This is a genomic window from Humibacillus xanthopallidus (assembly GCF_006716675.1).
In the GTDB taxonomy this organism is placed as follows: Bacteria; Actinomycetota; Actinomycetes; order Actinomycetales; family Dermatophilaceae; genus Humibacillus; species Humibacillus xanthopallidus_B.
On the sequence record NZ_VFPM01000001.1, the window covers coordinates 871727 to 893246 of the forward strand.

Annotated in this window: 21 protein-coding genes; 6 read left to right on the plus strand and 15 right to left on the minus strand. The window is 72.3% G+C overall.

Annotated elements, in window-relative coordinates:
* Nucleotides 1–12: 12 nt before the first annotated feature.
* From FBY41_RS03655 to FBY41_RS03675, 5 genes are all read right to left on the minus strand, one after another.
* On the minus strand, nucleotides 13–1659 hold the full coding sequence (locus FBY41_RS03655; protein WP_141842022.1) for a uroporphyrinogen-III synthase: 1647 nt from the start codon (nucleotides 1657–1659) through the stop codon (nucleotides 13–15).
* Complete coding sequence (hemC, locus tag FBY41_RS03660) at nucleotides 1656–2633, minus strand: hydroxymethylbilane synthase (RefSeq protein ID WP_141842023.1); 978 nt, start codon at nucleotides 2631–2633, stop codon at nucleotides 1656–1658. The genes FBY41_RS03655 and hemC overlap by 4 nt, the downstream gene beginning before the upstream one ends.
* The gene (locus FBY41_RS03665; protein WP_141842024.1) at nucleotides 2630–3988 is read right to left on the minus strand and encodes a glutamyl-tRNA reductase; all 1359 of its coding nucleotides are present in this window, start codon (nucleotides 3986–3988) and stop codon (nucleotides 2630–2632) included. The genes hemC and FBY41_RS03665 overlap by 4 nt, the downstream gene beginning before the upstream one ends.
* Nucleotides 3985–4665, minus strand: coding sequence for a redox-sensing transcriptional repressor Rex (locus FBY41_RS03670; protein ID WP_141842025.1), 681 nt, complete (start codon nucleotides 4663–4665; stop codon nucleotides 3985–3987). The genes FBY41_RS03665 and FBY41_RS03670 overlap by 4 nt, the downstream gene beginning before the upstream one ends.
* Nucleotides 4666–4815: 150 nt before the next feature.
* Entirely contained in the window at nucleotides 4816–5070 is a 255-nt protein-coding gene (locus FBY41_RS03675; protein ID WP_141842026.1) for a glutaredoxin family protein, read from the minus strand.
* Between the two features lie 223 nt (nucleotides 5071–5293).
* Here FBY41_RS03675 and FBY41_RS03680 point away from each other — a divergent pair, with 223 nt between their 5' ends.
* The gene (locus FBY41_RS03680; RefSeq protein ID WP_141843095.1) at nucleotides 5294–6007 is read left to right on the plus strand and encodes an RNA polymerase sigma factor; all 714 of its coding nucleotides are present in this window, start codon (nucleotides 5294–5296) and stop codon (nucleotides 6005–6007) included.
* Nucleotides 6008–6067: 60 nt separating this feature from the next.
* Complete coding sequence (locus tag FBY41_RS03685; RefSeq protein ID WP_141842027.1) at nucleotides 6068–7315, plus strand: hypothetical protein; 1248 nt, start codon at nucleotides 6068–6070, stop codon at nucleotides 7313–7315.
* A gap of 148 nt (nucleotides 7316–7463) precedes the next feature.
* Here the strand turns inward: FBY41_RS03685 and FBY41_RS03690 are convergent, their stop codons facing one another.
* The 6 genes from FBY41_RS03690 to FBY41_RS03715 form a co-directional block, all read right to left on the minus strand.
* Complete coding sequence (locus tag FBY41_RS03690; RefSeq protein ID WP_260439539.1) at nucleotides 7464–9380, minus strand: 1-acyl-sn-glycerol-3-phosphate acyltransferase; 1917 nt, start codon at nucleotides 9378–9380, stop codon at nucleotides 7464–7466.
* On the minus strand, nucleotides 9377–10423 hold the full coding sequence (locus FBY41_RS03695) for an NAD-dependent epimerase/dehydratase family protein (protein ID WP_141842028.1): 1047 nt from the start codon (nucleotides 10421–10423) through the stop codon (nucleotides 9377–9379). Before FBY41_RS03695 ends, FBY41_RS03690 begins: the two co-directional genes overlap by 4 nt.
* Nucleotides 10424–10629: 206 nt before the next feature.
* Nucleotides 10630–10728 carry a 30S ribosomal protein bS22 gene (locus FBY41_RS03700; protein WP_003792170.1) on the minus strand — a complete coding sequence of 33 codons (99 nt, stop codon included), beginning with the start codon at nucleotides 10726–10728 and terminating at the stop codon, nucleotides 10630–10632.
* A 227-nt stretch (nucleotides 10729–10955) separates the two neighbouring features.
* On the minus strand, nucleotides 10956–11156 hold the full coding sequence (locus FBY41_RS03705; RefSeq protein WP_141824631.1) for a helix-turn-helix domain-containing protein: 201 nt from the start codon (nucleotides 11154–11156) through the stop codon (nucleotides 10956–10958).
* A gap of 208 nt (nucleotides 11157–11364) precedes the next feature.
* A complete protein-coding gene (gene aspS / locus FBY41_RS03710; protein WP_185748875.1) occupies nucleotides 11365–12681 on the minus strand; it encodes an aspartate--tRNA(Asn) ligase in 1317 nt (438 codons plus the stop codon).
* Nucleotides 12682–13195: 514 nt separating this feature from the next.
* Nucleotides 13196–14392 carry an acetoin utilization protein AcuC gene (locus FBY41_RS03715; RefSeq protein WP_141842029.1) on the minus strand — a complete coding sequence of 399 codons (1197 nt, stop codon included), beginning with the start codon at nucleotides 14390–14392 and terminating at the stop codon, nucleotides 13196–13198.
* A gap of 50 nt (nucleotides 14393–14442) precedes the next feature.
* On the opposite strand from FBY41_RS03715, the gene FBY41_RS03720 reads away from it, so the two are divergent.
* The gene (locus FBY41_RS03720; protein WP_141842030.1) at nucleotides 14443–15111 is read left to right on the plus strand and encodes a potassium channel family protein; all 669 of its coding nucleotides are present in this window, start codon (nucleotides 14443–14445) and stop codon (nucleotides 15109–15111) included.
* Nucleotides 15112–15277: 166 nt separating this feature from the next.
* Here FBY41_RS03720 and FBY41_RS03725 read toward each other — a convergent pair whose 3' ends face one another.
* The 4 genes from FBY41_RS03725 to FBY41_RS03740 all read right to left on the minus strand — a co-directional run bounded on the left by FBY41_RS03725 (nucleotide 15278) and on the right by FBY41_RS03740 (nucleotide 18230).
* Complete coding sequence (locus FBY41_RS03725; RefSeq protein WP_141842031.1) at nucleotides 15278–15805, minus strand: GNAT family N-acetyltransferase; 528 nt, start codon at nucleotides 15803–15805, stop codon at nucleotides 15278–15280.
* Nucleotides 15806–15952: 147 nt separating this feature from the next.
* Nucleotides 15953–16435 (minus strand): GNAT family N-acetyltransferase, encoded by a 483-nt coding sequence (locus FBY41_RS03730; RefSeq protein ID WP_141842032.1) that lies wholly within the window; start codon nucleotides 16433–16435, stop codon nucleotides 15953–15955.
* A gap of 26 nt (nucleotides 16436–16461) precedes the next feature.
* The gene (proC, locus tag FBY41_RS03735; protein WP_141842033.1) at nucleotides 16462–17268 is read right to left on the minus strand and encodes a pyrroline-5-carboxylate reductase; all 807 of its coding nucleotides are present in this window, start codon (nucleotides 17266–17268) and stop codon (nucleotides 16462–16464) included.
* Between the two features lie 11 nt (nucleotides 17269–17279).
* Nucleotides 17280–18230 (minus strand): proline dehydrogenase family protein, encoded by a 951-nt coding sequence (locus tag FBY41_RS03740; protein WP_141842034.1) that lies wholly within the window; start codon nucleotides 18228–18230, stop codon nucleotides 17280–17282.
* A 120-nt stretch (nucleotides 18231–18350) separates the two neighbouring features.
* Between FBY41_RS03740 and FBY41_RS03745 the strand changes: the two genes are divergently transcribed.
* The 3 genes from FBY41_RS03745 (at nucleotide 18351) to FBY41_RS03755 (ending at nucleotide 21356) form a co-directional block, all read left to right on the plus strand.
* Nucleotides 18351–19151, plus strand: a complete 801-nt coding sequence (locus FBY41_RS03745; protein ID WP_260439540.1) for a maleylpyruvate isomerase N-terminal domain-containing protein — start codon at nucleotides 18351–18353, stop codon at nucleotides 19149–19151.
* 15 nt (nucleotides 19152–19166) lie between these two features.
* Nucleotides 19167–20540, plus strand: coding sequence for an alpha-hydroxy-acid oxidizing protein (locus tag FBY41_RS03750; protein ID WP_141842035.1), 1374 nt, complete (start codon nucleotides 19167–19169; stop codon nucleotides 20538–20540).
* Between the two features lie 63 nt (nucleotides 20541–20603).
* Complete coding sequence (locus FBY41_RS03755) at nucleotides 20604–21356, plus strand: SAM-dependent methyltransferase (protein WP_141842036.1); 753 nt, start codon at nucleotides 20604–20606, stop codon at nucleotides 21354–21356.
* The last annotated feature ends 164 nt before the right edge of the window (nucleotides 21357–21520 follow it).

Sequence of the window (21520 nt, forward strand, 5' to 3'; positions counted from 1 at the left end):
GTCGCCCCGTCCTCAGCGGGCGCGGCGGCGGGACGCCGGGCGCTTGTCGCTCGGACGCTGGACCGGCTGGCCTGCCTCCGCCGCCGCGACGGCGAGGCCCACCCCGTGCCCGGCGAGGGCGTCGACGAGGCTGATCGCCGACGCCTCGGGGGCGAGCACGTCGACGCGCAGCCCGTGCTCCTGCGCCGTCTTGGCCGTGGCCGGTCCGATGCAGGCGACGACGGTGGCCGGGTGCGGCTTGCCGGCGATGCCGACGAGGTTGCGCACCGTCGAGCTCGAGGTGAAGACGACGGCGTCGTAGTCACCGCCCTTGATGGCATCGCGGATCTCGGCCGCGGGGGGCGCGGCGCGCACGGTGCGGTACGCCGTCACGTCGTCGACCTCCCAGCCCATGTCGCGCAGGCCGGCGACGAGCGTCTCGGTCGCGATGTCGGCCCGCGGCAGCAGGACCCGGTTGATCGGGTCGAGCACCTCGTCGAAGGGCGGCCAGTCCTCGAGGAGACCGGCGGCGGACTGCTCGCCGCTCGGCACGAGGTCCGGGTTGATGCCCCACTCGCGCAGCGCGGCGGCCGTGACGCCGCCGACGGCCGCGACCTTGAGCCCGGCGAAGGCACGCGCGTCGAGGCCGAACTCCTCGAAGCGCTCGCGCACCGCCCGCACCGCGTTGACCGACGTGAAGCCGATCCACTCGTAGCGTCCGGTGACGAGGCCCTTGACGGCCTTCTCCATCTGCTGCGGGGTGCGCGGGGGCTCGACGGAGATCGTCGGCACGACATCGGCCGTGGCGCCGTAGCCCTCGAGCCGGTCGACCATCGGACCGGCCTGCGCCTGCGTCCGCGGCACGAGGATCTTCCAGCCGAAGAGCGGCTTGGTCTCGAACCAGGAGAACTCGTCACGCAGGTCGACGTTGGGAGACACGATTGCCATGGTGGCACCGAACGCCTCCTTGCCGCTGAAGAGCCGCTCGACGGCACCGAGCGAGGTGGCGACCGACGACTGGTTCACCGTCGTCGCGCGCTCGCTGAGCGCCACCGGCGACTCCGCCGAACGGCCGGCGGCCAGCAGGCCGGCCAGACCCGCCCGGATCGACTCGGGTGCACCCACGAGGACGACCGTGTCGTCGCTGGAGGCGTATGCCGTGAAGTCGAGACCGCGGTCGACGCTGAGCACGTGGAGCGCACCGGACGCCTTCGACGTGAGGGGCACACCGGCATACGTCGGACCTGCGGTGACGGCGGAGACACCCGGCACGACGTCGAAGCTGAGGCCGGCCTTGCGACAGGCGCGGACCTCCTCGACGAGGCCGTTGAAGGTGGCCGGGTCGCCGTCCATGAGGCGGACGACGAGACCGGACGGCCCGACGGACTTCGCGGCCTTGACGAGGAGCTTGGCGCGCACGGCCTGGGTGAGCTCCTGGCCCTGCTCGCCGTGGCCGGCGTCGATGATCTCGACGTCGGGGCGTGCGTGACGGCGGACCTCGGCCTCGCTCGTCACGCGGTCGAGGATGACGGCGTCGGCCGCCGCGATGAGGTCGCGGCCGCGGAGGGTCAGCAGTCCGGGGTCACCGGGACCGGATCCGACGAAGGCGACGCGTGCCGGCGTCGTCGGAGCCGAGGTGGCGGGCGCCGTCGTCTCTGACGGCTGGTGGGTACGAGTCACGAGACATGCTCCGAACGGTGTGGGGCGCGGTCTGGGGTCGGGGCGACGGCCCCGATGGCGGTGGTGGTGGTGAGGTCGGCGGCGCCGTCCTCGAGGAGGATCTGGGCGAGCCGGGCCCCGAGGGACTCCGGCTCGGTGTAGGAGCCGACGAGCGAGCGCCGCAGCTCGAGGCTGCCGTCCTCGCTGCCCGCGAAGGCGCGCAGGGAGAGCTCGAGCCCGTCGTCTCCCTCGACGACCTCGGCCAGCGCTCCGACAGGGGCGGTGCAGCCGGCCTCGAGGGTCGAGAGCAGGGAGCGCTCGGCGATCACGCAGGTGCGGGTGTCGGCGTCGTCAAGCGCCGACACGGCGGCGACGACGTCGGCGCGGTCGGCGCGGCACTCGACGGCCAAGGCGCCCTGCCCCGGCGCCGGCAGCACCTGGATCGGGTCGATGACCTCGGTCGCCTCGGCGAGGCGGCCGAGCCGGGCGAGGCCGGCTTGGGCGAGCACGACGGCGTCGAGCTCGCCGGAGGTGACGAAGCGGATGCGGGTGTCGACGTTGCCCCGGATCGGGCGGATGTCGAGGCCGAGCCCCAGCGCCGCGAGCTGCGAGGCGCGCCGGGGCGAGCCCGTGCCCACGACGGAGCCGACGGGGAGCTCACCGAGGGTGAGGCCGTCACGCGCGACGAGGACGTCGCGGCTGTCCTCACGCAGCGGGACCGCTGCGAGCACGAGCTCGGGGTCGGGCGCCGTGGGGAGGTCCTTGAGCGAGTGGACGGCGACGTCGATGCGACCGTCGTGCAACGCCTCGCGGATCGCCGAGACGAAGACGCCGGTGCCCCCGATCGTCGTGAGCAGCGCGCCGCTGCGGTCACCCTCGGTCGTGATCTCGACGAGCTCGACCTCGTGACCGAGGTCGGTGAGACGGTCGGCGACCCAGCGTGACTGCGTGGTCGCGAGGGCGGAGCGGCGGGTGCCGAGGCGCAGCGTGGTCACGGGGTCACCCGCTTCGGCGGGTGCGAGACGTTGGCGACGTCCTTGGGCTCGAGGTCGAAGAGCTCGCGCAGGGCGGCGGCGTAGTCGTCACCGCTGCCCTCCATGGCGAACTCCTTGACGCGTCGGGTCGGGGTGTGGAGCAGCTTCTCGACGACACGGTGCACCGCGAGGGCCACCTCGGCGCGGGTCTGCTCGTCGAGGTGCGGCAGGCGCTGGTCGAGGCGCTCCATCTCGGCGGCGACGAGGCTCGCCGCCCGGGCTCGCAGGGCGGCGACGGTCGGGGTGACGGCCTTCTCCATGCGCCGCGTCAGGTAGTCGGCCACCTCGGCCGTGACCAGGGCGCCGACCCGGCCGACCTCGGTGCGGTCGGCGCGGCCCTCGAGGAGACGCCCGAGGTGCTGGAGGTCGACGAGCGTGACACCGGGGGCCTGGCCGGTCCACGACTCGGCGGGCTCGACGTCGCGAGGCAGGGCGAGGTCGACGACGACCTGCGGGCGACCGCCGCGGAGGCGGGCACTGCGGGCGAGCACCTCACCGGTGATGACGTGACCGACGGCGCCCGTGCACGTGATGACGAGGTCGCTCTCGGCGACGACGTCGGGCAGGTCGGCCCACGGGCGGGTGCTGCCCCCGGTGGCACCGGCCAGGCGCTCGGCCCGCTCGCTCGTGCGGTTGGCGATCGTCAGGGAGCCGATGCCGGCCCGGCTCGTCGTGGCTGCCGCGAGGCCGCTCATGCTCCCCGCCCCGATGACGGCGGCGCTGCGCTGCGTGAGGTCGCCGAGCTGCTCGGCGGCCTGCTCGAGGGCGATGTGCACGAGCGAGACGCTGTGCTGGTCGATGTCGGTCTCGGCGTGCGCGCGCTTGCCGACCCGCAGGGCCTGCTGGAAGAGCGCGTTGAGCGACTCGCCGACCTGGCCGTGTGACTGGGCCGTGGCGAGCGCGTCGCGCATCTGCCCGAGCACCTGGGCCTCCCCGACGGCCATCGAGTCGAGCCCGCAGGCGACCGTGAAGGCGTGAGCGACCGCACCCTCGTCGTGGCGCACGTAGAGGTGGTCGGCGAGCACCTCGGCGCGGTGGGGCAGGTCGTTGGCCGGCGCGGGAGAGGAGGGCTCGGAGGAGACTCCGGCAGCGAGCGCGAGCGCCTCGCCGATGGCGGCGACGGCCGGGTGGAAGGCCGGCACCTCGGCATAGACCTCGAGGCGGTTGCACGTCGAGAGGACGACGACCTCGGTCGCGGTCGCCGACGAGAGGGCTGCGGTGGCGATGGCACCGGACCGGTCGGGGTGCTCGGAGAGTGCCTCGAGCACCGCGAGGGGTGCGGTGTGGTGCGACAGGCCGATGACGAGCAGGCTCATGAGAGGACCGCCGCCCCGAGGTGCCCGGCCGCGAGCGCCTTGCGCTGCGCGTGGAAAGCGAGGATCTGCAGCTCTGTCGAGAGGTCGACCCGGCGCACGTCGACACCTTCCGGCACCGCCAGCACGGCAGGGGCGAAGTTGAGGATCGAGCTGATGCCGGCGCCGACGAGGCGGTCGCAGACGGCCTGCGCCGCCGGCGCGGGAGTCGCGATGACCCCGATGGAGATCGGGTCGACGGCGTGCTTGTCGTCGAGCTCGGAGAGCGGCCGGATCGCGATGTCGACGACGCGCTCACCGACGAGGGCCGGGTCGTCGTCGAAGAGGGCGACGATGCGGAACCCCTTGGTGACGAAGCCGGAGTACGAGGCGAGCGCGTGGCCGAGGTTGCCCATGCCGACGATCGCGACGGGCCAGTCCTCGGTGAGGCCGAGGGCCCGCGAGATCTCGAGGGCGAGCGTCTCGACGTCGTAGCCAACACCCCGCACGCCGTAGGAGCCGAGGTGGCTGAGGTCCTTGCGCAGCTGGGCGGACCGCACGCCGACAGCAGCAGCGAGCTCTTCGGAGGACACTGACGGGACGCCGTCCTCAGCGAGCCGGGACAGGGTGCGGAGGTACTCGGGGAGCCGCGCGACGGTTGCGTCGGGGATCTCGCGACGCAGTGCGGGGTCGGCGGACACGCTTGCTCACCGGCTCCTCTCGCTGAGGCGTTCTCACGAACGCGGAGCACCTGGGGACCCGATCAGGCTAGACGTTTGTGAAGCCATGCACAAAGTTGACGTGAGCGACCTATCACGACACACGACCGGGCCGTATGCCGGCCGGTGGGCTCAGGCGAGCGCCGCGCGCAGGCGCCCCTCGTCGACGCGCCAGAAGTCGTGGCGCCGGCCGTCGACGAAGGTCACCGGGATCTGCTCGGCATAGCGCCGCAGCAGCTCGGGGTCGTCGTCGATCGAGCGCTCGACCCACCGGACGCCGAGCTCCGCCGAGACCCGCGCGATGACCTCGCGGGCGTCGTCGCACAGGTGGCAGCCGGGGCGGCCCAGCAGCACGACGCGGGCAGCGGAAGGCTCGTCAGCACGCATACGTCCACTCTAGGCGGCGGCCGGTCGCCCGCGGATGGCCCCGGAGTGTGCGGCTGGCAGGGACGTGGGCGCGTCACGGGCCACCTCCGTGGGTATGTGAGCCGGGATGAGCCCGTTCAGGGGATCGGCACGCCGACGAGTCGCCGCTGTCGAAGCGGCACCTTCCCGGGCCGAGGTCGCCCGCATCTCATCCGTTTTGCGAAGAATAGGGATTGTGTCCGCCATGGGTGACTGCGCCGGCGCTGTCGCCATCACCGGGGCGCCACTCTCCGGCTGGCGGCCGGGCCTCGACGCCATCTGGGCCGCCATCGGCAGCAGCAACGACACGGCCGGAGACGGCGGCGCGCCGCCCCCGGCAGGCGGCTCCGGGCCCGTGCACGAGGACCGCGTCGACTCGCGGATCGTTGCCCTCGTCGAGCTCGCCAAGAGAGGTGACCGCGACGCCTTCGGGCAGCTCTACGACGCCTACGTCGACACCGTGCACCGCTATCTCCTCGTCCGGGTCGGGCAGCGTGCCCTCGCCGAGGACCTCACCTCGGAGACCTTCGTGCGCGCCCTGCGCCGCATCGACACCTTCACCTGGCAGGGCAAGGACATCGCCGCCTGGTTCATCACCATCGCGCGCAACCTCGTCGCCGACCACATGAAGTCGGCCCGCTTCCGCTTCGAGGTGACGACAGCCGACATGCGCGACGCCGACGGGCACGTCGACGCGCCGGACGAGGAGGTGCTGACCCGGCAGCGCGACGAGCAGCTGGTCACGGCGATCACGTCGCTCCGACCGGAGCAGGCCGAGTGCATCACCCTGCGCTTCCTCCAGGGCCTCACCCTCGCCGAGACCGCCCGGGTGCTCGGACGCTCCGAAGGCGCCGTCAAGCAGCTCCAGCTGCGGGCGACCCGCGCCCTGCGCGTCTCGCTCGAGGGGATGGACCGGTGAGCGGCGTGACGGCGCGGGCCCGCGTCTCGTTGACTCTGCGGGACGGGTAGGAGGATCAGCATGCAGTTCGGGGCGAACGCCGACGGCGCGCTGCTCCAGCATGCCCTCGAGGGGCGGCCGGTCGACGACCCCGAGATCGTGCCTCTCGTCGCCGTCGTCCGCGAGGTCGAGGCCATGGACAGCTCCGGGCTCGCCCCCCGCCCCGACTTCGTGGCCGCCCTCCGACAACGCCTGCTCGACGAGCCGCCAGCCGGAGCTCACGGAGCCCCGGCCGACGGGGCACCGGACGACGACCGCAACCCGGGGCCGGCGGTCGTCCGCTTCGGCCACAGGTCGCGGATCCTCGTCGCGGCGGCCGCCGTGCTGCTCGTCCTCGCGGGTGGCCTGGGCGCCCTCTCCCGCTCCGCGCTCCCCGGCGACACGCTCTATCCCGTCAGGCAGCTGCTCGATCGCGTCGCGCTCGAGTTCCAGCGGGAGCCGCTCGAGCTCGGCCTGACCCACCTCGCCCAGGCGCGCGAGCACGTCTCCGACACCGATCAGCTGCTCGTCAGGGCCCGGGACGGCGCGGCTGTAGCCGGCCGCGACAGCACCATCCGCACCCCTGCGCCTGACCTCGACACCGATCTCAGCACCGCCCTCGACGCCGCCACGCAGTCGTCCACCGAAGGCCACTCGGTGCTCCTCGACGCCTACCGCACCCTGCGGAAGGGGGAAGCCCTGACCGCCCTGGCCGACTACTACGCCGAGGTCGTGCCCGCTGTCGACGCGCTGCGCGAGCGGACCCTACCCCCTGCAGCCACGGTGGCCTGGCAGCGGCTCCACGACGTGCTCGCACGCGACAGCGACTCCACCCTGCGCGAGCTGGCCACCTGCACCGTCTGCGGCGATGCGTCGGCGCGGGCCCGCTCCCTGCTCTCGCGCGAGACCGCGACCACCACCTCGCCCGGCACCACCGCCCCGGAGGCGACGAGCACGCTCGCCCCGGGTTCGACTCCGGCCCGAGGAAGCGCGACGAGCACCCGCGTGCCGGCAGGTTCGCGAGACCCGGGCAGCGCCGGGGGGCCTGACGGGTCCGGCGCCGCCTCGTCGTCGCCGGCCGGCAGCGTCAGGCTGCCCTCCGTCAGCGTCACGAGCACCGGAGTCTCCGCCGGGAGTGGCGGGGTCACGGTGCCCGGGGCCACGGTCAGCCTGCCCGGCGTCGGCGTCAACACCTCGGGTGCCACCGTCGGCGGGGGCGGGGTCACGCTGCCCGGCGCCACGGTCTCGGTGCCGACCGTCACGGTGCCGCTCCCGGCCCCCCTGCCCTGACGCGCGATCGGCACCTTCCAGCCCCGAGGGGTGCCAGACGCATGACCTAACGCGCGATCGGCACCTCCCAGCCCCGCTGAGTGCTCAGGCGGTATGCCGTCCGGGCCGGACGGCATACCGGCGCGGTGGGCGTGTGGCGGGGGCGCCGTCAGAGGAAGACGGACTTGCGCTGCATGAGCAGGCTGTAAAGCGTCTGCTGGATGGTCTCGCGCACCTGGTCGGTGAGGTCGAAGACGAGCATCGGGTCGTCGGCGGCGTCGGGGCCGAAGCTCGTCGTCTCGATGGGCGGCCCGAACTCGATGAGCCACTTGCTCGGCAGCGGCACCATGCCGAGCGGACCGAGCAGCGGGAAGGTCGGCGTGATCGGCGCGTAGGGCAGGCCGAGCAGCCGAGCCACGGTCGGCATGTTGCCGAGGATGGGATAGATCTCCTCGGCCCCGACGATCGAGACGGGCACGATCGGCACCCCGGCGCGCAACGCCGCCGACACGAAGCCCCCGCGCCCGAAGCGCTGGAGCTTGTAGCGCTCGCTGAAGGGCTTGCCGACGCCCTTGAAACCTTCGGGCCAGACGCCGACGAGCTCACCCTTGCGCAGGAGCCGCTCGGCGTCGGTGTTGGCGGCGAGGGTGGAGCCCGACCTCCGGGCCATCGTTCCGACGAAGGGCATCTGGAAGACGAGGTCGGCTCCGAGCATGCGCAGGTGGCGGTGCTCGGGGTGTTCGTCGTAGACCGCGACCTGGGTCATCAGGGAGTCCATGGCGATGGTGCCCGAGTGGTTGCCCACGACGAGCGCGCCACCGACGGACGGGATGTTCTCGATGCCGCGCACCTCGACCCGGAACCACTTCTGGTAGAAGGGCCGCAGCAGCGGGAGGTGGACGTTGACGGTGTAGTCCTCGTCGAAGCCGAACTCGTCGACGACGTAGTCACCCGTCAGGCGGCGGCGGAGGTAGGCGAGGGCGTCGGCGACCTGTCGCTCGACCTCCTCGGCGGGCAGACCCGCGGAGGTGGCGGCCGCCCGCAGCACGTTGACGGCGAGGTCGACGAGCTCGGCCGGGCCGGGGCGGGCCTCGCTGCTGAACTCGGCGGCCTCGAGCACCGCGCCGACCAGCCTCTCGGCGCGCGACTGCAGACCCGAGGTCAGCGAGTGCTCCCAGCCGCCGGTCTCCGCGCTGGGTGTCACCTCGGCGTCGGTGAGGATGTCGCCGAGGATGCTGTCGCTCGGGGTCGTGCCGGAGCCCGCTCCGTCTGCCGTATGCCGTGCCGCCCGGTTCGCGCTGATCGCGGACCTCGGCGGCCGGGCCGGACGCGAGGGACGGGCGGGCCGGGCAGAGCCGGCCATGGCCGGGTCGGACGCGGGAGTGTCGTCGGGCACCGAGGGCACCGCGCGCAGTCGGGTGGGCTCGCCCTCGGCCGTGCGGCGGGCGCGCATCGACGCACGCGTCGGTCGGCGGCGCGGCGCGGGCGCGGGCTCGTCGGTCGCGGACGCGTCGGCGGAGACCTCGCCGGCGTCCGAGGCCGGAGCAGCCTCGGACGTGCTCGAGTCGGTCACGTCAGTCGTGTCTGCCCGTCCGTCGGCGGCCACGGTCGACTCCGTCGGGGTGAGGTCGGCCGGCGTCTCTCCTGCGGCCAGCTCCGCAGGGGCGCCGACGACGGGAGCCCCTTCGAGCATCGCGAGGCGCCGGGCCGCGCTGACCTCGACGGGCTCGCTCGGCAGGAGTGGGGTGCCGCTGCGACGGCGGCGCTCCCCCGACGCCCGGGCGGCGCCGGCTGCAAAGGCGCCACGCGCGGGTCGCGCGGCCGCCGCAGTCTTGCGCGCACCGGTCGCGGTGCTCGCGCTGGAGGTGCTCGTTGTGGCTGCGGGCGTTGTGGCCGCCGCGGCCTTCTTCGGGCCTGCGGCCTTCTTCGGGCCTGCGGCCTTCTTCTTCGACGTCTTGGACGCCTTCGGCTTGGCGGGCTTGGGCCGCTCCTTGGCCCGCTCCATGGCCTGCCCCGCGGCGCGCTCCGGCGCGTCCTCCGGGACGGGCTGCACGGCGCCCTGCGTCGCGGTCGTGTCGTCGCTCACGGCTGGATCCTGTCGAAGACGCGGGCGATGGCGGCCGCGGTGCCACCGGCGGCGTCGGAGACCGCGTCACCGACGCCGTCGACCCCGGGCACCGCGGGCCGCAGGTGGCGGGCGAAGTCCTCGAAGGCCGAGCGGCTGGTGTACTGCGGCTCGAAGCCGAGGACGGTGCGCATCCGGGTCGTGTCGAGCCCGCGGCCGAAGGCGAGGAGCGTGAGCTGGTCGGTGGAGAAGTCGGCGAGGCCGCTGCGCTTGACGATCGCCCCGAGCAGCGAGCCGCTCGAGAGCGGCACGGGGAAGACCGGCCGCCGGGCGAGCGCCGTGCACTGCGTCACCGTGACGAAGCCGTCGCCGGCGACGTTGACGATGCCGACCGCGGGACCCGTCGTGGCGAGCATCATCGCGGCGATGGCGTCGTCCTCGTGGACGAGCTGGAAGCGGGCGTCGAAGCCGAGCGGGATGGGCACGATCGGCAGCGAGAAGTAGTCGGTGATCGACGTGTGGATCGTCGGACCGACGACGTTGGCGAGGCGCAGCATCGTGATCTCGACGTCGGGGCGTCGGCGCGAGAAGCCGCGAACGTAGCCCTCGACCTCGACCGAGTCCTTGCCGAAGCCGGTGCGGGGCAGGCTCTTGGGACTCATGTCCTCGCTGAACATCGCGGGGTCCTTGGGCGAGGAGCCGTAGACGGCCGCAGAGCTCTTGACGACGAGGCGAGAGACGGACTCCGACTTCTGGCACGCAGCGAGCAGCTGCATCGTGCCGATGACGTTGATCTCCTTCTGCGTCACCCGGCCGCCCATGTCCTTGGGCGTCGCGATGACGTTCATGTGCACGACCGTGTCGACCCCGGCCTGGCTCATGATGCGCCCGATCATCGGGTTGCGGATGTCGGCCCGCACGAACTCGGCCCGCCCGATGGAGTGCCGGGGAGGCACGACGTCGACACCCAGGATGCGCTCGATGGACGGGTCGTGCGACAGGCGCCGGGCATAGAGGCCGCCGAGGTAACGGGACACACCCGTGACCAGCACGACGTTGGCCATACGGCTCCTCCTGTCGCCCGGCGGTCGGACTGTCCTGGGCCTGGGCGGCGTGGTGCTCCGCCCGTGCACGGCCAGCCTACAGACGCCACCGGACATCCGTGGTCGCGGGCACACGTGAGGCACCACACGGCGTACCCCGGACAACGCGAACGACCCCCACCGGCAGGTGAGGGTCGTTCGCGTTCGAGCGCGTCTCCGCGCTCAGGTCACTTCTTGTTGCGACGCTGGTGGCGCGTCTTGCGCAGCAGCTTGCGGTGCTTCTTCTTCGCCATCCGCTTGCGGCGCTTCTTGATGACAGAGCCCATGGTTCGTCCTTGTCGTGAGACGGGTGTGTGAACGTGCGATGTGCCGGCGGTGCCGACAGACCGTCGCTAGACAGGTACGCCGAACTTCACGAGCCGAACTGGACCCACAGCGTAGCGCGTGCGGGCCCCGGACCCCAAAAGAACGACAGCAGCCCCGCCAAGAACGCCCGAGGGGGCGGCTCGGACGCTGGTCCGGGCCGCCCCCTCGGGGTGCGATGCGACGCTTTTCACGCGGTGTCGATGTAGGCCGTCTGCAGGTACGTGTGCACCGCGTCCTCCGGAACCCGGAAGGAACGCCCGACGCGCACGGCAGGGAGGTCCCCGCCGTGGACGAGCCGGTAGACGGTCATCTTCGACACGCGCATGATCGAGGCGACCTCGGCGACGGTCAAGAACCGCACCTCGGCGAGCTGACGCTCATTCGACATGTGAAACCCCGATCTTCTGGTGGAGTGCACCCGCGCGTCGCCGGCTTCCCCTCCGGCGAAACGTCACGCAGGTACAAGAAGCAACATTAGGTGCTGCTGTGACTGGAGGGGAAGTGCCGAGAACGAGTTCTTCGCCGAACGCAAGGAGGCGCGCCGACGGGCGACCTCTCGATACGAGGCCGCTGAGTCGGCTCGTCACGGTCCGGGGCTACGGCGCGAGGCGGTGCAGGTCCCTCGGGAAGAGCGTCACCTCGCGAACGTTCTCGGCGCGCGTGAGCCGCGCCACCCACCTTTCCAGACCGATGGCGAAGCCGCCATGCGGAGGCATCCCGTGCGAGAAGGCGTCGAGGTAGCCGCCGAGCAGCGCCGGGTCGGTGCCGGTGCGCTCGAGAGCCGCCGCGTAGTCCGACGGCCGGTGCAGGCGCTGCCCCCCGGTCGTCAGCTCGAGACCGCGGAAGAGCAGGTCGAAGCTGTTGCTCCACCGCTCGTCGCCCGGCTGCGGGCACGTGTAGAAGGGGCGCTTGGCCATCGGATAGCCCTCGACCGCAAGGAAGTCCGAGCCGTATGCCGTCTTCGCCCACTCGCTGAGCGCCCGCTCGTGCGCGGGGCTGAGGTCGGGCTCGTCGGGGTCCGCGCCGACGCGCGCCAGGGCGTCACGGAAGTGGATGACGGGGAACTCCGCGGGCACCTCGGGCAGGTCGACGCCCAGGAGCGCAGCGGCCTCGGCGGCATACCGCTGGATGGACTCGACCATGCCCGCGATCGCCGCGCGCAGGACGACGAGCACGTCGCGATGGTCGCGGATGAAGCCGAGCTCGGCGTCGAGCGAGGTGTACTGCGCGAGGTGGCGCACCGTGTCGTGCGGCTCCGCCCGGAAGACCGGTCCGACCTCGAAGACACGCTCGAAGACCCCGACGAGCATCTGCTTGTAGAGCTGCGGGCTCTGCGCGAGGTAGGCCGTCTCGCCGAAGTAGTCGACGGTGAAGACGTTGGCGCCGGACTCCGTGGCCGTGCCGACGAGCTTCGGCGACGCGATCTCCGTGAAGTCGAGCGCGCCCAGCGCAGAACGGAACCCGGCCATCGACGCGCTCGCCAGCTGCCACGCGGCCCGGTGTCGCGGGTGGCGCAGCGTCACCGCGGCGTGGTCGAGGTGCGTGGGCAGACCGGCGCCGAACGTCGGGCGCCACAGCTCCACCGGCGGCGGCAGCGCCGGCTCGGTGAGCGCGATGATCGTCGGGGCCGTGAGCTCGGCGCCGCCCGGGGCGGAGTCGTTGGCCGAGACCGTCCCGGTCACCTCGACGACGGTCTCCTCCGGGAGCCCGTGCAGCTGCTCGATCGTCGCGGGGTCCTTGACGACGACCTGGGCGAGGCCCGTGCGGTCACGCAGCACGAGGAAGGTCACGCTCGCGAGAACGCGGCGGCGGTGGATCCAGCCGGCGAGGGTCGCCGGCTCGCCGGTGGGCAGGCTCGCGAGGTCGCGAGCGAGCACGCGCAGCGCAGGGGTTGTCGTGTGGGTGGGTTGCATTCCGTTCACCTCCGTGGGGTCGTGCCCCGGAGGTGTGGGCGATGGGGAATGTCGCTGTGCCACCACACCTTCGCCATCCGCAAACCGCGGTCGGCCTCTGGTCGTGCTCGGCTCAGGATCGTCAGGCCCGTCGTCGCCGTGTCGAGAAGGCTACCCGGGTACCCCACCGCGAGACCAACGGGTTTCGGGTCCCAGCCGAATGGCCGCGACGAAGCGAGGCGCCGAGAACAGGCCGCGGCGCCGGCGTCGCCTGGACGCAGCGCAGCGAGCGAGGAACGAGCGAGCGGAGCGGAGGAAGGCGACGCCTCGAGGGCGTCGCCTGGACGCAGCGCAGCGAGCGAGGAACGAGCGAGCGAAGCGGAGGAAGGCGACGCCCTCGAGGGCGCCGCGGCGCGTGCCGCAGCGAAGCGAGGCGCCAAAGACGCAGCGAGCGAGGAACGAGCGCGCGAAGCGGAGGAAGGCGACGCCTGAAGGGCGCCACCGCCGCGCCGCAGCGAAGCGAGGCGCAGAGAATTCAGTCGAAGTGGACGTCGAGGCCGTGGAGGGGGAAGACGGCGCTGCGGGTCGCCATGATCGCGCGGTCGACCTCGCTCGCCGGGTCGTAGCCCATCTCCCACGACCGCCACCAGAGCGGCCCGTCCTCGGTCGTGAGGTCGCCCATCCGGCGTGGCCCGGGGCGGCCGGTCACCCGCTCGACGTGGTCGCGCCAGTCCTGCGGCACGTCGGCCGACGTCTTGATCGGCACGTGGGCAGCGATGGCGGTCAGGTGGGTCCACGTGCGGGGCACGACATCGACGACCTCGTAGCCGCCACCGCCGAGGGCGACCCAGCGCCCGCCGCACACCTCGTGCGCGAGCCGGTGCATCGCCTCTGCCGCCGCGCGCTGGGCGTCGACCGACACGGCGAAGTGGGCGAGCGGGTCCTCGACGTGCGTGTCGCAGCCGTGCTGGGTGACGAGCACGTCGGGCTTGAAGGAGCGCACGAGGGCCGGCACCGTCGCGTGGATGGCCCGGAGCCAGCCGGCGTCGGTCAGCCCGGGCGGCAGCGACACGTTGACCGCGTCGCCCTCCGCGTCGGGGCCCCCGATGTCGGTCGGCCAGCCCGTGCCGGGGAAGAGGGCGCGCCCGCTCTCGTGCACCGAGATCGTCAGCACCTGCGGGTCGTCCCAGAAGATCCGCTCGACACCGTCACCGTGGTGGACGTCGAGGTCGACGTAGGCCACCCGCTTCGCGCCGTTGGCGAGCAGCCACCGGATGCCGACCGCGGCGTCGTTGTAGACGCAGAAGCCACTGGCCGCCCGCGGCATGGCGTGGTGCAGGCCGCCGCAGAAGTTGACGGCGTGCTCGGCCTCGCCGCGCCACACCGCCTGACAGCTCTCGAGGGTGCCCGTGACGACGCGCGCGCTCGCGTCGTGCATGCCGAGGAAGGCCGGGTCGTCCTCCGTGCCGAGGCCGTATGCCGGCTCGGCACTCTGGGGGTCGACCGAGGCCGCGCGGACGGCCGCGACGTACTCGGCGTCGTGCACCGTCTCGAGCACCTCGTCGCTCGCCACCTCGGCGCCGACGACCTCGACCCCGGGCGCGTCGAGCACTCCGAGGGACTCGCAGAGGCGGGCGGTGAGGTCGAGCCGGATGGGCGCCATAGGGTGCGTCGGGCCGAAGTCGTACCTCGTGAACGCGGTGTCCCAGACGACCCTGGCCTGACTTGGCATGATTGAGACGCTATCGCGGACGCACCCGCAGACGACGGAGGTTATGACCCATGGCACGCAACCGACTCTTCGACGATGACGTCATCGTCATCGGGATGGGGCGGTTCGGCTCGGCCGTGGCGCTCGAGCTGACCCGGCTCGGTCACCGGGTCATCGCGGTCGAACGCAACAACCAGCTCGCCGAGAGCTTCGTCAACAAGGTGGCCAAGGTCGTCCACGCCGACATGGCGCAGGCGAGCGCGCTCGAGATGATCCGCAGCGCCGAGCCCAAGATCGCCGTCGTCGGCATCGGCAGCTCCGTCGAGTCCTCGGTGCTGGCCGCGGCGAACCTCGTCGACGCCGGGGTGCCCTCGATCTGGGCCAAGGCGCTCTCGCCGGAGCACAAGCGCATCCTCGACCGCATCGGCGTCCACCACGTCATCTCGCCCGAGGCCGACTCCGGGCGGCGGGTGGCGCACCTCGTCAACGGCAAGCTGCTCGACTACATCGAGTTCGACGACGGCTTCGCCATCGTCAAGATCAAGCCGCCGAGCGAGACGATCGGCTTCACGCTCGAGCAGAGCCAGGTGCGCCGGAAGTACGGCGTGACCATCGTCGGGGTCAAGGCGCCCGGCGAGGACTTCACGTATGCCGTGCCGCAGACGAAGATCTCGGCGCACCACATGCTCATCGTCAGTGGTCCGACCGAGCTCATCGAGCGCTTCGCCGCCCGCCCCTGAGGCCGCCGCGCCCCAAGCCGATCGAAAGAGCAGTTCGTCGCCGTCGAGCGCGCCTGTGCGGTCTCGCGGAAGGGCGACGAACTGCTCTTTCGATCGTGAGGGTGGCCCCAGGTCGTCGGTGCAGCGCGGACTGCGGAGGTGCTGACGAACTGCTCTTTGGATCGCGTCAGAGGCGGGGGGCTGCTCCGGGCTCGCTGCCGAGCGCGAGGACCATGGCGATCTCCTCCTCGCCGTCCTCCTCGCTGACGACGCCCATCGGGCGGCGGTAGTCGGTGGGCCGGAAGCCCATGCCGCTCGCGAAGGCGACGGCGCGACCGTTCTCGGTGCCGACCCAGTAGACGAGGTGCGACTGGCCGCGGGCTGCCGCGAGGGAGGCGCCGTTCTTGACGAGACGCGTCGCCACCCCCGACCCGCGCGCCTCCGGGTGCACCCAGAGCCCGAAGAGCTCGCCGGCGTTGCCCTCGTCTGAGTCCGCCTTGCCGACACTGACGACCCCGACGGCGCGGCCCGACCGCTCGGCGACGAGACGAGCAGAGCGTCGCATCCGCTCACGCCAGAGGGCCTCGTCGAAGGACTCCTCCTCTTCGGCCGTCGCCACGAAGGCCTCGGGCGACTCGCGCAGAGCCGCGAGCCGGACCGAACGGTAGTCCTGCCAGTCGTCCTCGCCGAGGGTGCGCACGCTGATGTCGGTCATGGGGTCAACCTTCGCACGCCGGGCCGTCCCGACGCACCCGCTGGATCTCGGACGATGAGTGAACGTTCGGCGCTCCCCTGCGCCCCTCCGTAGAGGGTGTCCACCGGACATGGCCAATCGGCCTGTCCTCGGGTGGATCCACCGACGTCAGAGGTTGCACACCATCTCGACCTCGTGGATCTCGTCCTTGCGCGGATGGGGGTGCGTGGCACCCGTCACGACGAAACCGCAGCGCTCGTAGAGCGCTCTGGCGGCTGCGTTGTCGCTCGCGACCTCGAGCACGATCTCCGACTTGCCTCGGCGCCGAGCCTCCTCGAGCACTGCGGCGACGAGCGCCTCGCCGACGCCCCGGCCACGCGCACGAGGCGTGACGTACATCCCGAAAAGCGTTGCCACGGTTGCCCGCTCGGGCTCCCAGTGCAGGCCGAGACCGGCGCTGCCGAGCACTCCCTCGTCGTCGCGAGCCTGCACGAGCCACGCGCCCTCGATGCGCTCACGCCAGTCGGCCTCGTCATAGGCCGCCTCGTCGGCGTAGGTGAACCAGAAGGCGTCCGGCGCGTCGAGCAGCCCCTCGAGACGCAGGTCGCGATAGGACTGCCAGTCATCGGGATGCACCTCGTGGAGATGCATCCTCGGGTGCTGCTCCCCCACCTGGCTCACCCCTGGCCGGAGGCGAGCTGCTTCGACCTCGCTGCGGCGGCCTCGATGGCGGTGACGAAGGCGGCGCGCACCTTGTGGTCGTCGAGCTGGCGCAGGGCGGCGACGGTCGTGCCGCCGGGCGAGCTCACCTGCTCGCGCAGCACGGTGGGGTGCTCGCCGGTCTCCCTGAGCATCGTCGCCGCGCCGTAGAGGGTCTGCACGACGAGCTCGGTCGAGGTCGCGCGCGGCAGCCCGAGAACGACTCCTGCCTCGATCATCGCCTCGACGACGTAGAAGATGTAGGCGGGCCCGCTGCCGGAGATCGCGGTCACGGCGTCGAGGTGCTTCTCGGCGAGCCGCACCACCTTGCCGCACGAGCTGAGCAGCGCCTCCGCCTCGGCGAGGTGCTCCTCCGTGCAGTGCCGACCGGGCGAGATGCCGGCCATGCCCTGGTCGACGAGGGCTGGGGTGTTGGGCATGACCCGCACGACAGAGGTGCCCTCCGGCAGGCGCGACTCGAGCAGCTCGGTCGTGATGCCCGCGGCCAGCGAGATGACGGTGTTGCCCGGGGCGACGTGGTCGCGCAGCTCGTCGAGCAGGCCCGTCATGTCCTGCGGCTTGACGCAGAGCACGAGCGTGTCGGCGAGGTCGGCCGCCTCGGCGTTCGACAGGGCTCGCACGCCGTAGCGCTGCGCGAGGGCGTTGACCTTGTCGGGGGTGCGCCCGGTGACGACGAGGTCGCCCGGCTCACGCCCGGAGCGGATGAGGCCGGAGACGAGGGTCTCGCCCATCACCCCGGCGCCGAAGATCGCGGTCGTCGACATGGTCGCTCCCGTCAGCTCTTCGAGGCCACACCGCGCAGGAAGAAGGCGACGTTGGCCGGCTTCTCGGCCATGCGGCGCATGAGGTAGCCGTACCACTCCTCGCCGTAGGGGATGTAGACCCGCATCTGGTCGCCGCGGTCGGCGATCCGCTTCTGCTCCTCGGGCCGGATGCCGTAGAGCATCTGGTACTCGAACGACCGGGGATCACGCCCGGCCTGGCCGGCGAGCGCCCCCGCGATCTCGACGAGGCGCGGGTCGTGCGAGGCCACCATGGGGTAGCCCTTGCCCTGCATGAGGATCTTGAGGCAGCGCACGTAGGACTTGTCGACGTCGGCGCCGGACTGGAAGGCGACCGACTCAGGCTCCTTGTAGGCACCCTTGCAGAGGCGCACCCGCGACCCCTCGTACGCGAGGTCACGGCAGTCGGCCTCGGTGCGGTAGAGGTAGGACTGGAGCACGGCCCCGACGGTCGGGAAGTCGGCGCGCAGCTCGCGCAGCGCGTCGAGCGTGAGGTCCGTCGTCGTGTGGTCCTCCATGTCGAGGGTCACGGTCGTGCCCGCCTCACGGGCCACCTCGCAGATCTCTCGGGCGTGGTCGAGGGCGATCGTGTTGCCGTCGCCGGGCAGCGCCTGCCCGAGGGCGCTCAGCTTGAGCGACACCTCGACCGCTCCGCCCTCGGTGAGCCCCTGGTCCTTGAGGGCGGTGAGCAGCGACACGTAGGCGTCGCGGGTGTGCTGGGCCTGCGCGAGGTCGGTCGTGTCCTCGCCGAGGTAGTCGATCGTCGACATGCGCCCGGAGGCGGCGATCTCGGTGGCCGCACCGACGACGTCGGCGTTGTCGACGCCGGGCACGAAGCGGCGCACGACCGAGCGCGAGACCGGTGCCTTCTCGATGACGTCTCGGATCTTCTCCTGCTTGGACAGCTGCAGGAGCGAGTTGCGCAGCAGGTCGCTGGCGTCCACGGGTGGCCTCCGGTCGGTCTCGGGTGCGGGGTCCTCGCAAATCTACCGCCGAGACCGCCGTGCTCCGTCCGGTCCGTGCGGCAGACTCGGTCGCGACGACGAGGAGCGGCAGGAGGGCGCGTGCACGAGAGACCACCGGACGGCATACCCCTGCGGGTGCCGTCGCTCGAGGAGCTCGGCGACGCCCTCGGGGCGGCCGCCACCGTGCTGCGCGCCAACGCCGCCGCAGCGGGGCTGGGCGCTGCGGTGCCGACGTGCCCGGAGTGGACGGTTCGTGACCTCGTGGTCCATCAGGGGATGGTGCACCGGTGGGCCGCGAGCCACCTGCGAGGCGCCCCTGACACCGACCCCGAGGCCATCGCGCGGGAGGGTCTGGCCTCGTCGGACCTGCTCGGCTGGTTCGACGAGGGCGCGACCGCTCTGCTCCAGTCCGTCGTCGACGCGCCCGACGACCTCGAGGCGCTCGTCTTCCTCCGGGACGCACCCTCGCCGCGACTCTTCTGGACCCGCCGGCAGTGCCACGAGACGACGATCCACGCCGTCGACGCGCTCTCGGCCCGGCTGGGTCGCGCTCCGCGCGCCGAGGAGACGTGGATCCGCCCGTCCATCGCGCTCGACGGCATCGACGAGCTGCTGACCGGCTTCGTCCCCCGGCCCAGGCAGGGGGTGCGGCACGAGCCGCTGCGGATTCTCGTGGCGCCGATGTCGACGACCCGGGCGTGGCTGCTCGACGTCGCGCTCGACCGGGCCCCCACCGCAACGCGCCTCGAGCTCGATGCAGGAGTCCCCGTGCCCGCCCACGACGCCGTGCTCACCGGCGAGCCGGTCGAGGTGCTCCTGCGCCTGTGGAGCCGCGGCGGCGGGCCGCGCGACGAGCTCGAGCGCTGGTGGACCGACACGGTGTCGGTCACGTGGTCATGACCAAGGAGACAACGTATGCCGTCCGTCGGGTTCGGTCGTAGCGTCCAGTCCGCGATCTACGGAGCGGGAGCCTTCGGGCACCGACCGCTCGTCCCCACGGACGGGACTGCGCTGGAGGCCGCTGCACGAAAGGCCATGTCCCGCAGGGGCTTCGCCTACGTCGCGGGCTCGGCAGGATCCGAGGCGACGGCGCGGGCCAACGTCTCTGCCTTCGACCGGTGGCAGGTGGTGCCGCGCATGCTCGTCGACACGACGTCGCGTGACACCGGTGTCGAGATCTTCGGCCGGCGTCACGAGAGCCCCCTGCTCGTGGCGCCGGTCGGCGTGCTGTCGATGGCGCACGAGGAGGCCGACCTCGCCGTGGCCGCCGGGGCACGCGCCCAGAGCGTCACGCAGATCATCAGCACCCAGGCGTCGGTGCCGATGGAGGAGGTCGCGCGGACCCTGCGCGGCTCGGGCCACTGGTACCAGCTGTACTGGAGCAGCGACGACGACCTCGTCGCGAGCCTCGTCGCGCGGGCGGAGGCCTGCGGGAGCGAGGCGATCGTCGTGACGCTCGACACGGCATACCTCGGCTGGCGGCCGCGCGACCTCGACCTCGGGCACCTGCCCTTCGCCCGCGGCGAGGGGATCGCGCAGTACACGTCCGACCCGGTCTTCCAGCGCCGGGTGGCGGAGCGGGTGGCGGAGCGGGTGGCGCAGCCGACCTCCGAGCCGGCGGCGCCCGCGGCGCCTGCGACCCCCGCGAAGGGACCGGACGGCGCGGACGCTCGTCCCGCGCGTCCGCGCCCCACCGCGGCGGCGCTCGGGACGCTGCTCGCCATGAGCCGCAACCACCCCGGACGCACGCGCGACAACCTCACCGCCAAGGAGCCCCGGGCCGCCGTCGAGACCTTCCTCGAGGTCTTCAGCCGTCCGTCGCTGACGTGGGCCGACCTTCCGCGGCTGCGCGAGCTGACGAGCCTCCCGATCGTGCTCAAGGGGATCCTCCACCCCGACGACGCCCGCCGGGCCATCGACGCGGGGGTCGACGGCATCTACGTCTCCAACCACGGCGGCCGACAGGTCGACCGGTCGGTGGCAGCGCTCGACGCGCTGCCCGGCGTCGTGGCAGCGGTCCGTGATGCCGGCTCAAGCGCTCCCGTCATCTTCGACAGCGGAATCCGTTGCGGCGCAGACGTCTTCATCGCACTCGCGCTGGGCGCGACAGCAGTGGGCATCGGCAGGCCGCACGTCTACGGACTCGCCCTCGCCGGCGCCGACGGGGTCGCCGAGGTGTTGCGCAACCTGCGAGCCGAGCTCGACCTGCAGATGGGCCTGACCGGCTGCACCTCCGTCGACGACATCACCACCGACCGACTGCGTGAGGCGCTCCCGCCGCTCGGGTGATCCCGGCCACTCGAGTCGTGAAACGGCTCGACGCCCTCGTCGGCGGTGGCGCAGGATCGAGACATGCCCGCCCTCGACCACCTGAGCAAGGACGCCTACCCGAAGTCGGCAACCTACGACGCGCGGTGGCTCGTCGACCTCGACATGGGTCCCCACCCGCTGTGGCTGCTCGAGGACCTCGCGACCGACCTCGCCCTGCGTCCGGGCATGCGCGTGCTCGACCTCGGCTCGGGACTCGGGGCGACGTCGGTCTTCCTCGCCAAGGAGTACGGCGTGACCGTCGTGGCCGCCGACCTCTGGGTCGACCCCACCGAGGCGGCCGCCGTCTTCCGCAAGGAGGGCGTCGCGGACCGGGTGCTCCCGATGCGGGTCGACGCGGGAGCCCTGCCGTTCGGGCACGGCACCTTCGACGCGATCGTCAGCATCGACGCGTGGGAGTACTTCGGAACGGCCGACAGCTACCCTCCCTACCTCGCGAAGTTCCTCGTGCCCGGTGGACAGCTCGGCGTCGCCACCCCGGCCCTGACGACCGAGGTGCGCGAGCTCGGCGAGATCCCCGAGCACATCGACCGGGTCGTCGGCGCCGAGAGCGCCGCCTGGCACACGGCCGAGTGGCTGCGCAGCCAGTGGGAGTTCAGCCGGGCGTTCGCGTCGGTGACGGCCCGCACCCAGCAGGACGGGTGCGCCAACTGGCTGCTGTGGGAGCGGGCCGTGCTCGAGCTCAAGGGAGAGCACAGCTCGCCCGTGCAGGGGATGCTCGAGGCCGACGACGGCGCCTTCATCACCTTCGCCCTCGTCACGGGCACGGTCGCGTAGCTCGCCTGCGGCCGGGTCCCCTCCGCCACCCGTCTTTCCTCCCGGAGACCTGCCTGAAACACCGCCGCAACAGCGTGAGCGGAGACTGTTGGGGTACGACACGCATACGGACCGGGCCACCACGCCCCGGGCATCTGTCCGCTCACGGCGAACAGAGGGCAAAC

What these genes read in the sequence shown, in the direction of transcription:
- FBY41_RS03685 (WP_141842027.1), top strand. Translation starts at nt 6,068, where the DNA reads ATGCAGTTCGGGGCGAACGCCGACGGCGCGCTGCTCCAGCATGCCCTC.
- FBY41_RS03675 (WP_141842026.1), bottom strand. Translation starts at nt 5,070, where the DNA reads ATGCGTGCTGACGAGCCTTCCGCTGCCCGCGTCGTGCTGCTGGGCCGC.
- FBY41_RS03755 (WP_141842036.1), top strand. Translation starts at nt 20,604, where the DNA reads ATGCCCGCCCTCGACCACCTGAGCAAGGACGCCTACCCGAAGTCGGCA.
- FBY41_RS03720 (WP_141842030.1), top strand. Translation starts at nt 14,443, where the DNA reads ATGGCACGCAACCGACTCTTCGACGATGACGTCATCGTCATCGGGATG.
- FBY41_RS03665 (WP_141842024.1), bottom strand. Translation starts at nt 3,988, where the DNA reads ATGAGCCTGCTCGTCATCGGCCTGTCGCACCACACCGCACCCCTCGCG.
- aspS (WP_185748875.1), bottom strand. Translation starts at nt 12,681, where the DNA reads ATGCAACCCACCCACACGACAACCCCTGCGCTGCGCGTGCTCGCTCGC.
- FBY41_RS03750 (WP_141842035.1), top strand. Translation starts at nt 19,167, where the DNA reads ATGCCGTCCGTCGGGTTCGGTCGTAGCGTCCAGTCCGCGATCTACGGA.
- FBY41_RS03700 (WP_003792170.1), bottom strand. Translation starts at nt 10,728, where the DNA reads ATGGGCTCTGTCATCAAGAAGCGCCGCAAGCGGATGGCGAAGAAGAAG.
- proC (WP_141842033.1), bottom strand. Translation starts at nt 17,268, where the DNA reads ATGTCGACGACCGCGATCTTCGGCGCCGGGGTGATGGGCGAGACCCTC.
- FBY41_RS03705 (WP_141824631.1), bottom strand. Translation starts at nt 11,156, where the DNA reads ATGTCGAATGAGCGTCAGCTCGCCGAGGTGCGGTTCTTGACCGTCGCC.
- FBY41_RS03680 (WP_141843095.1), top strand. Translation starts at nt 5,294, where the DNA reads ATGGGTGACTGCGCCGGCGCTGTCGCCATCACCGGGGCGCCACTCTCC.
- FBY41_RS03715 (WP_141842029.1), bottom strand. Translation starts at nt 14,392, where the DNA reads ATGCCAAGTCAGGCCAGGGTCGTCTGGGACACCGCGTTCACGAGGTAC.
- FBY41_RS03695 (WP_141842028.1), bottom strand. Translation starts at nt 10,423, where the DNA reads ATGGCCAACGTCGTGCTGGTCACGGGTGTGTCCCGTTACCTCGGCGGC.
- FBY41_RS03730 (WP_141842032.1), bottom strand. Translation starts at nt 16,435, where the DNA reads ATGCATCTCCACGAGGTGCATCCCGATGACTGGCAGTCCTATCGCGAC.
- FBY41_RS03725 (WP_141842031.1), bottom strand. Translation starts at nt 15,805, where the DNA reads ATGACCGACATCAGCGTGCGCACCCTCGGCGAGGACGACTGGCAGGAC.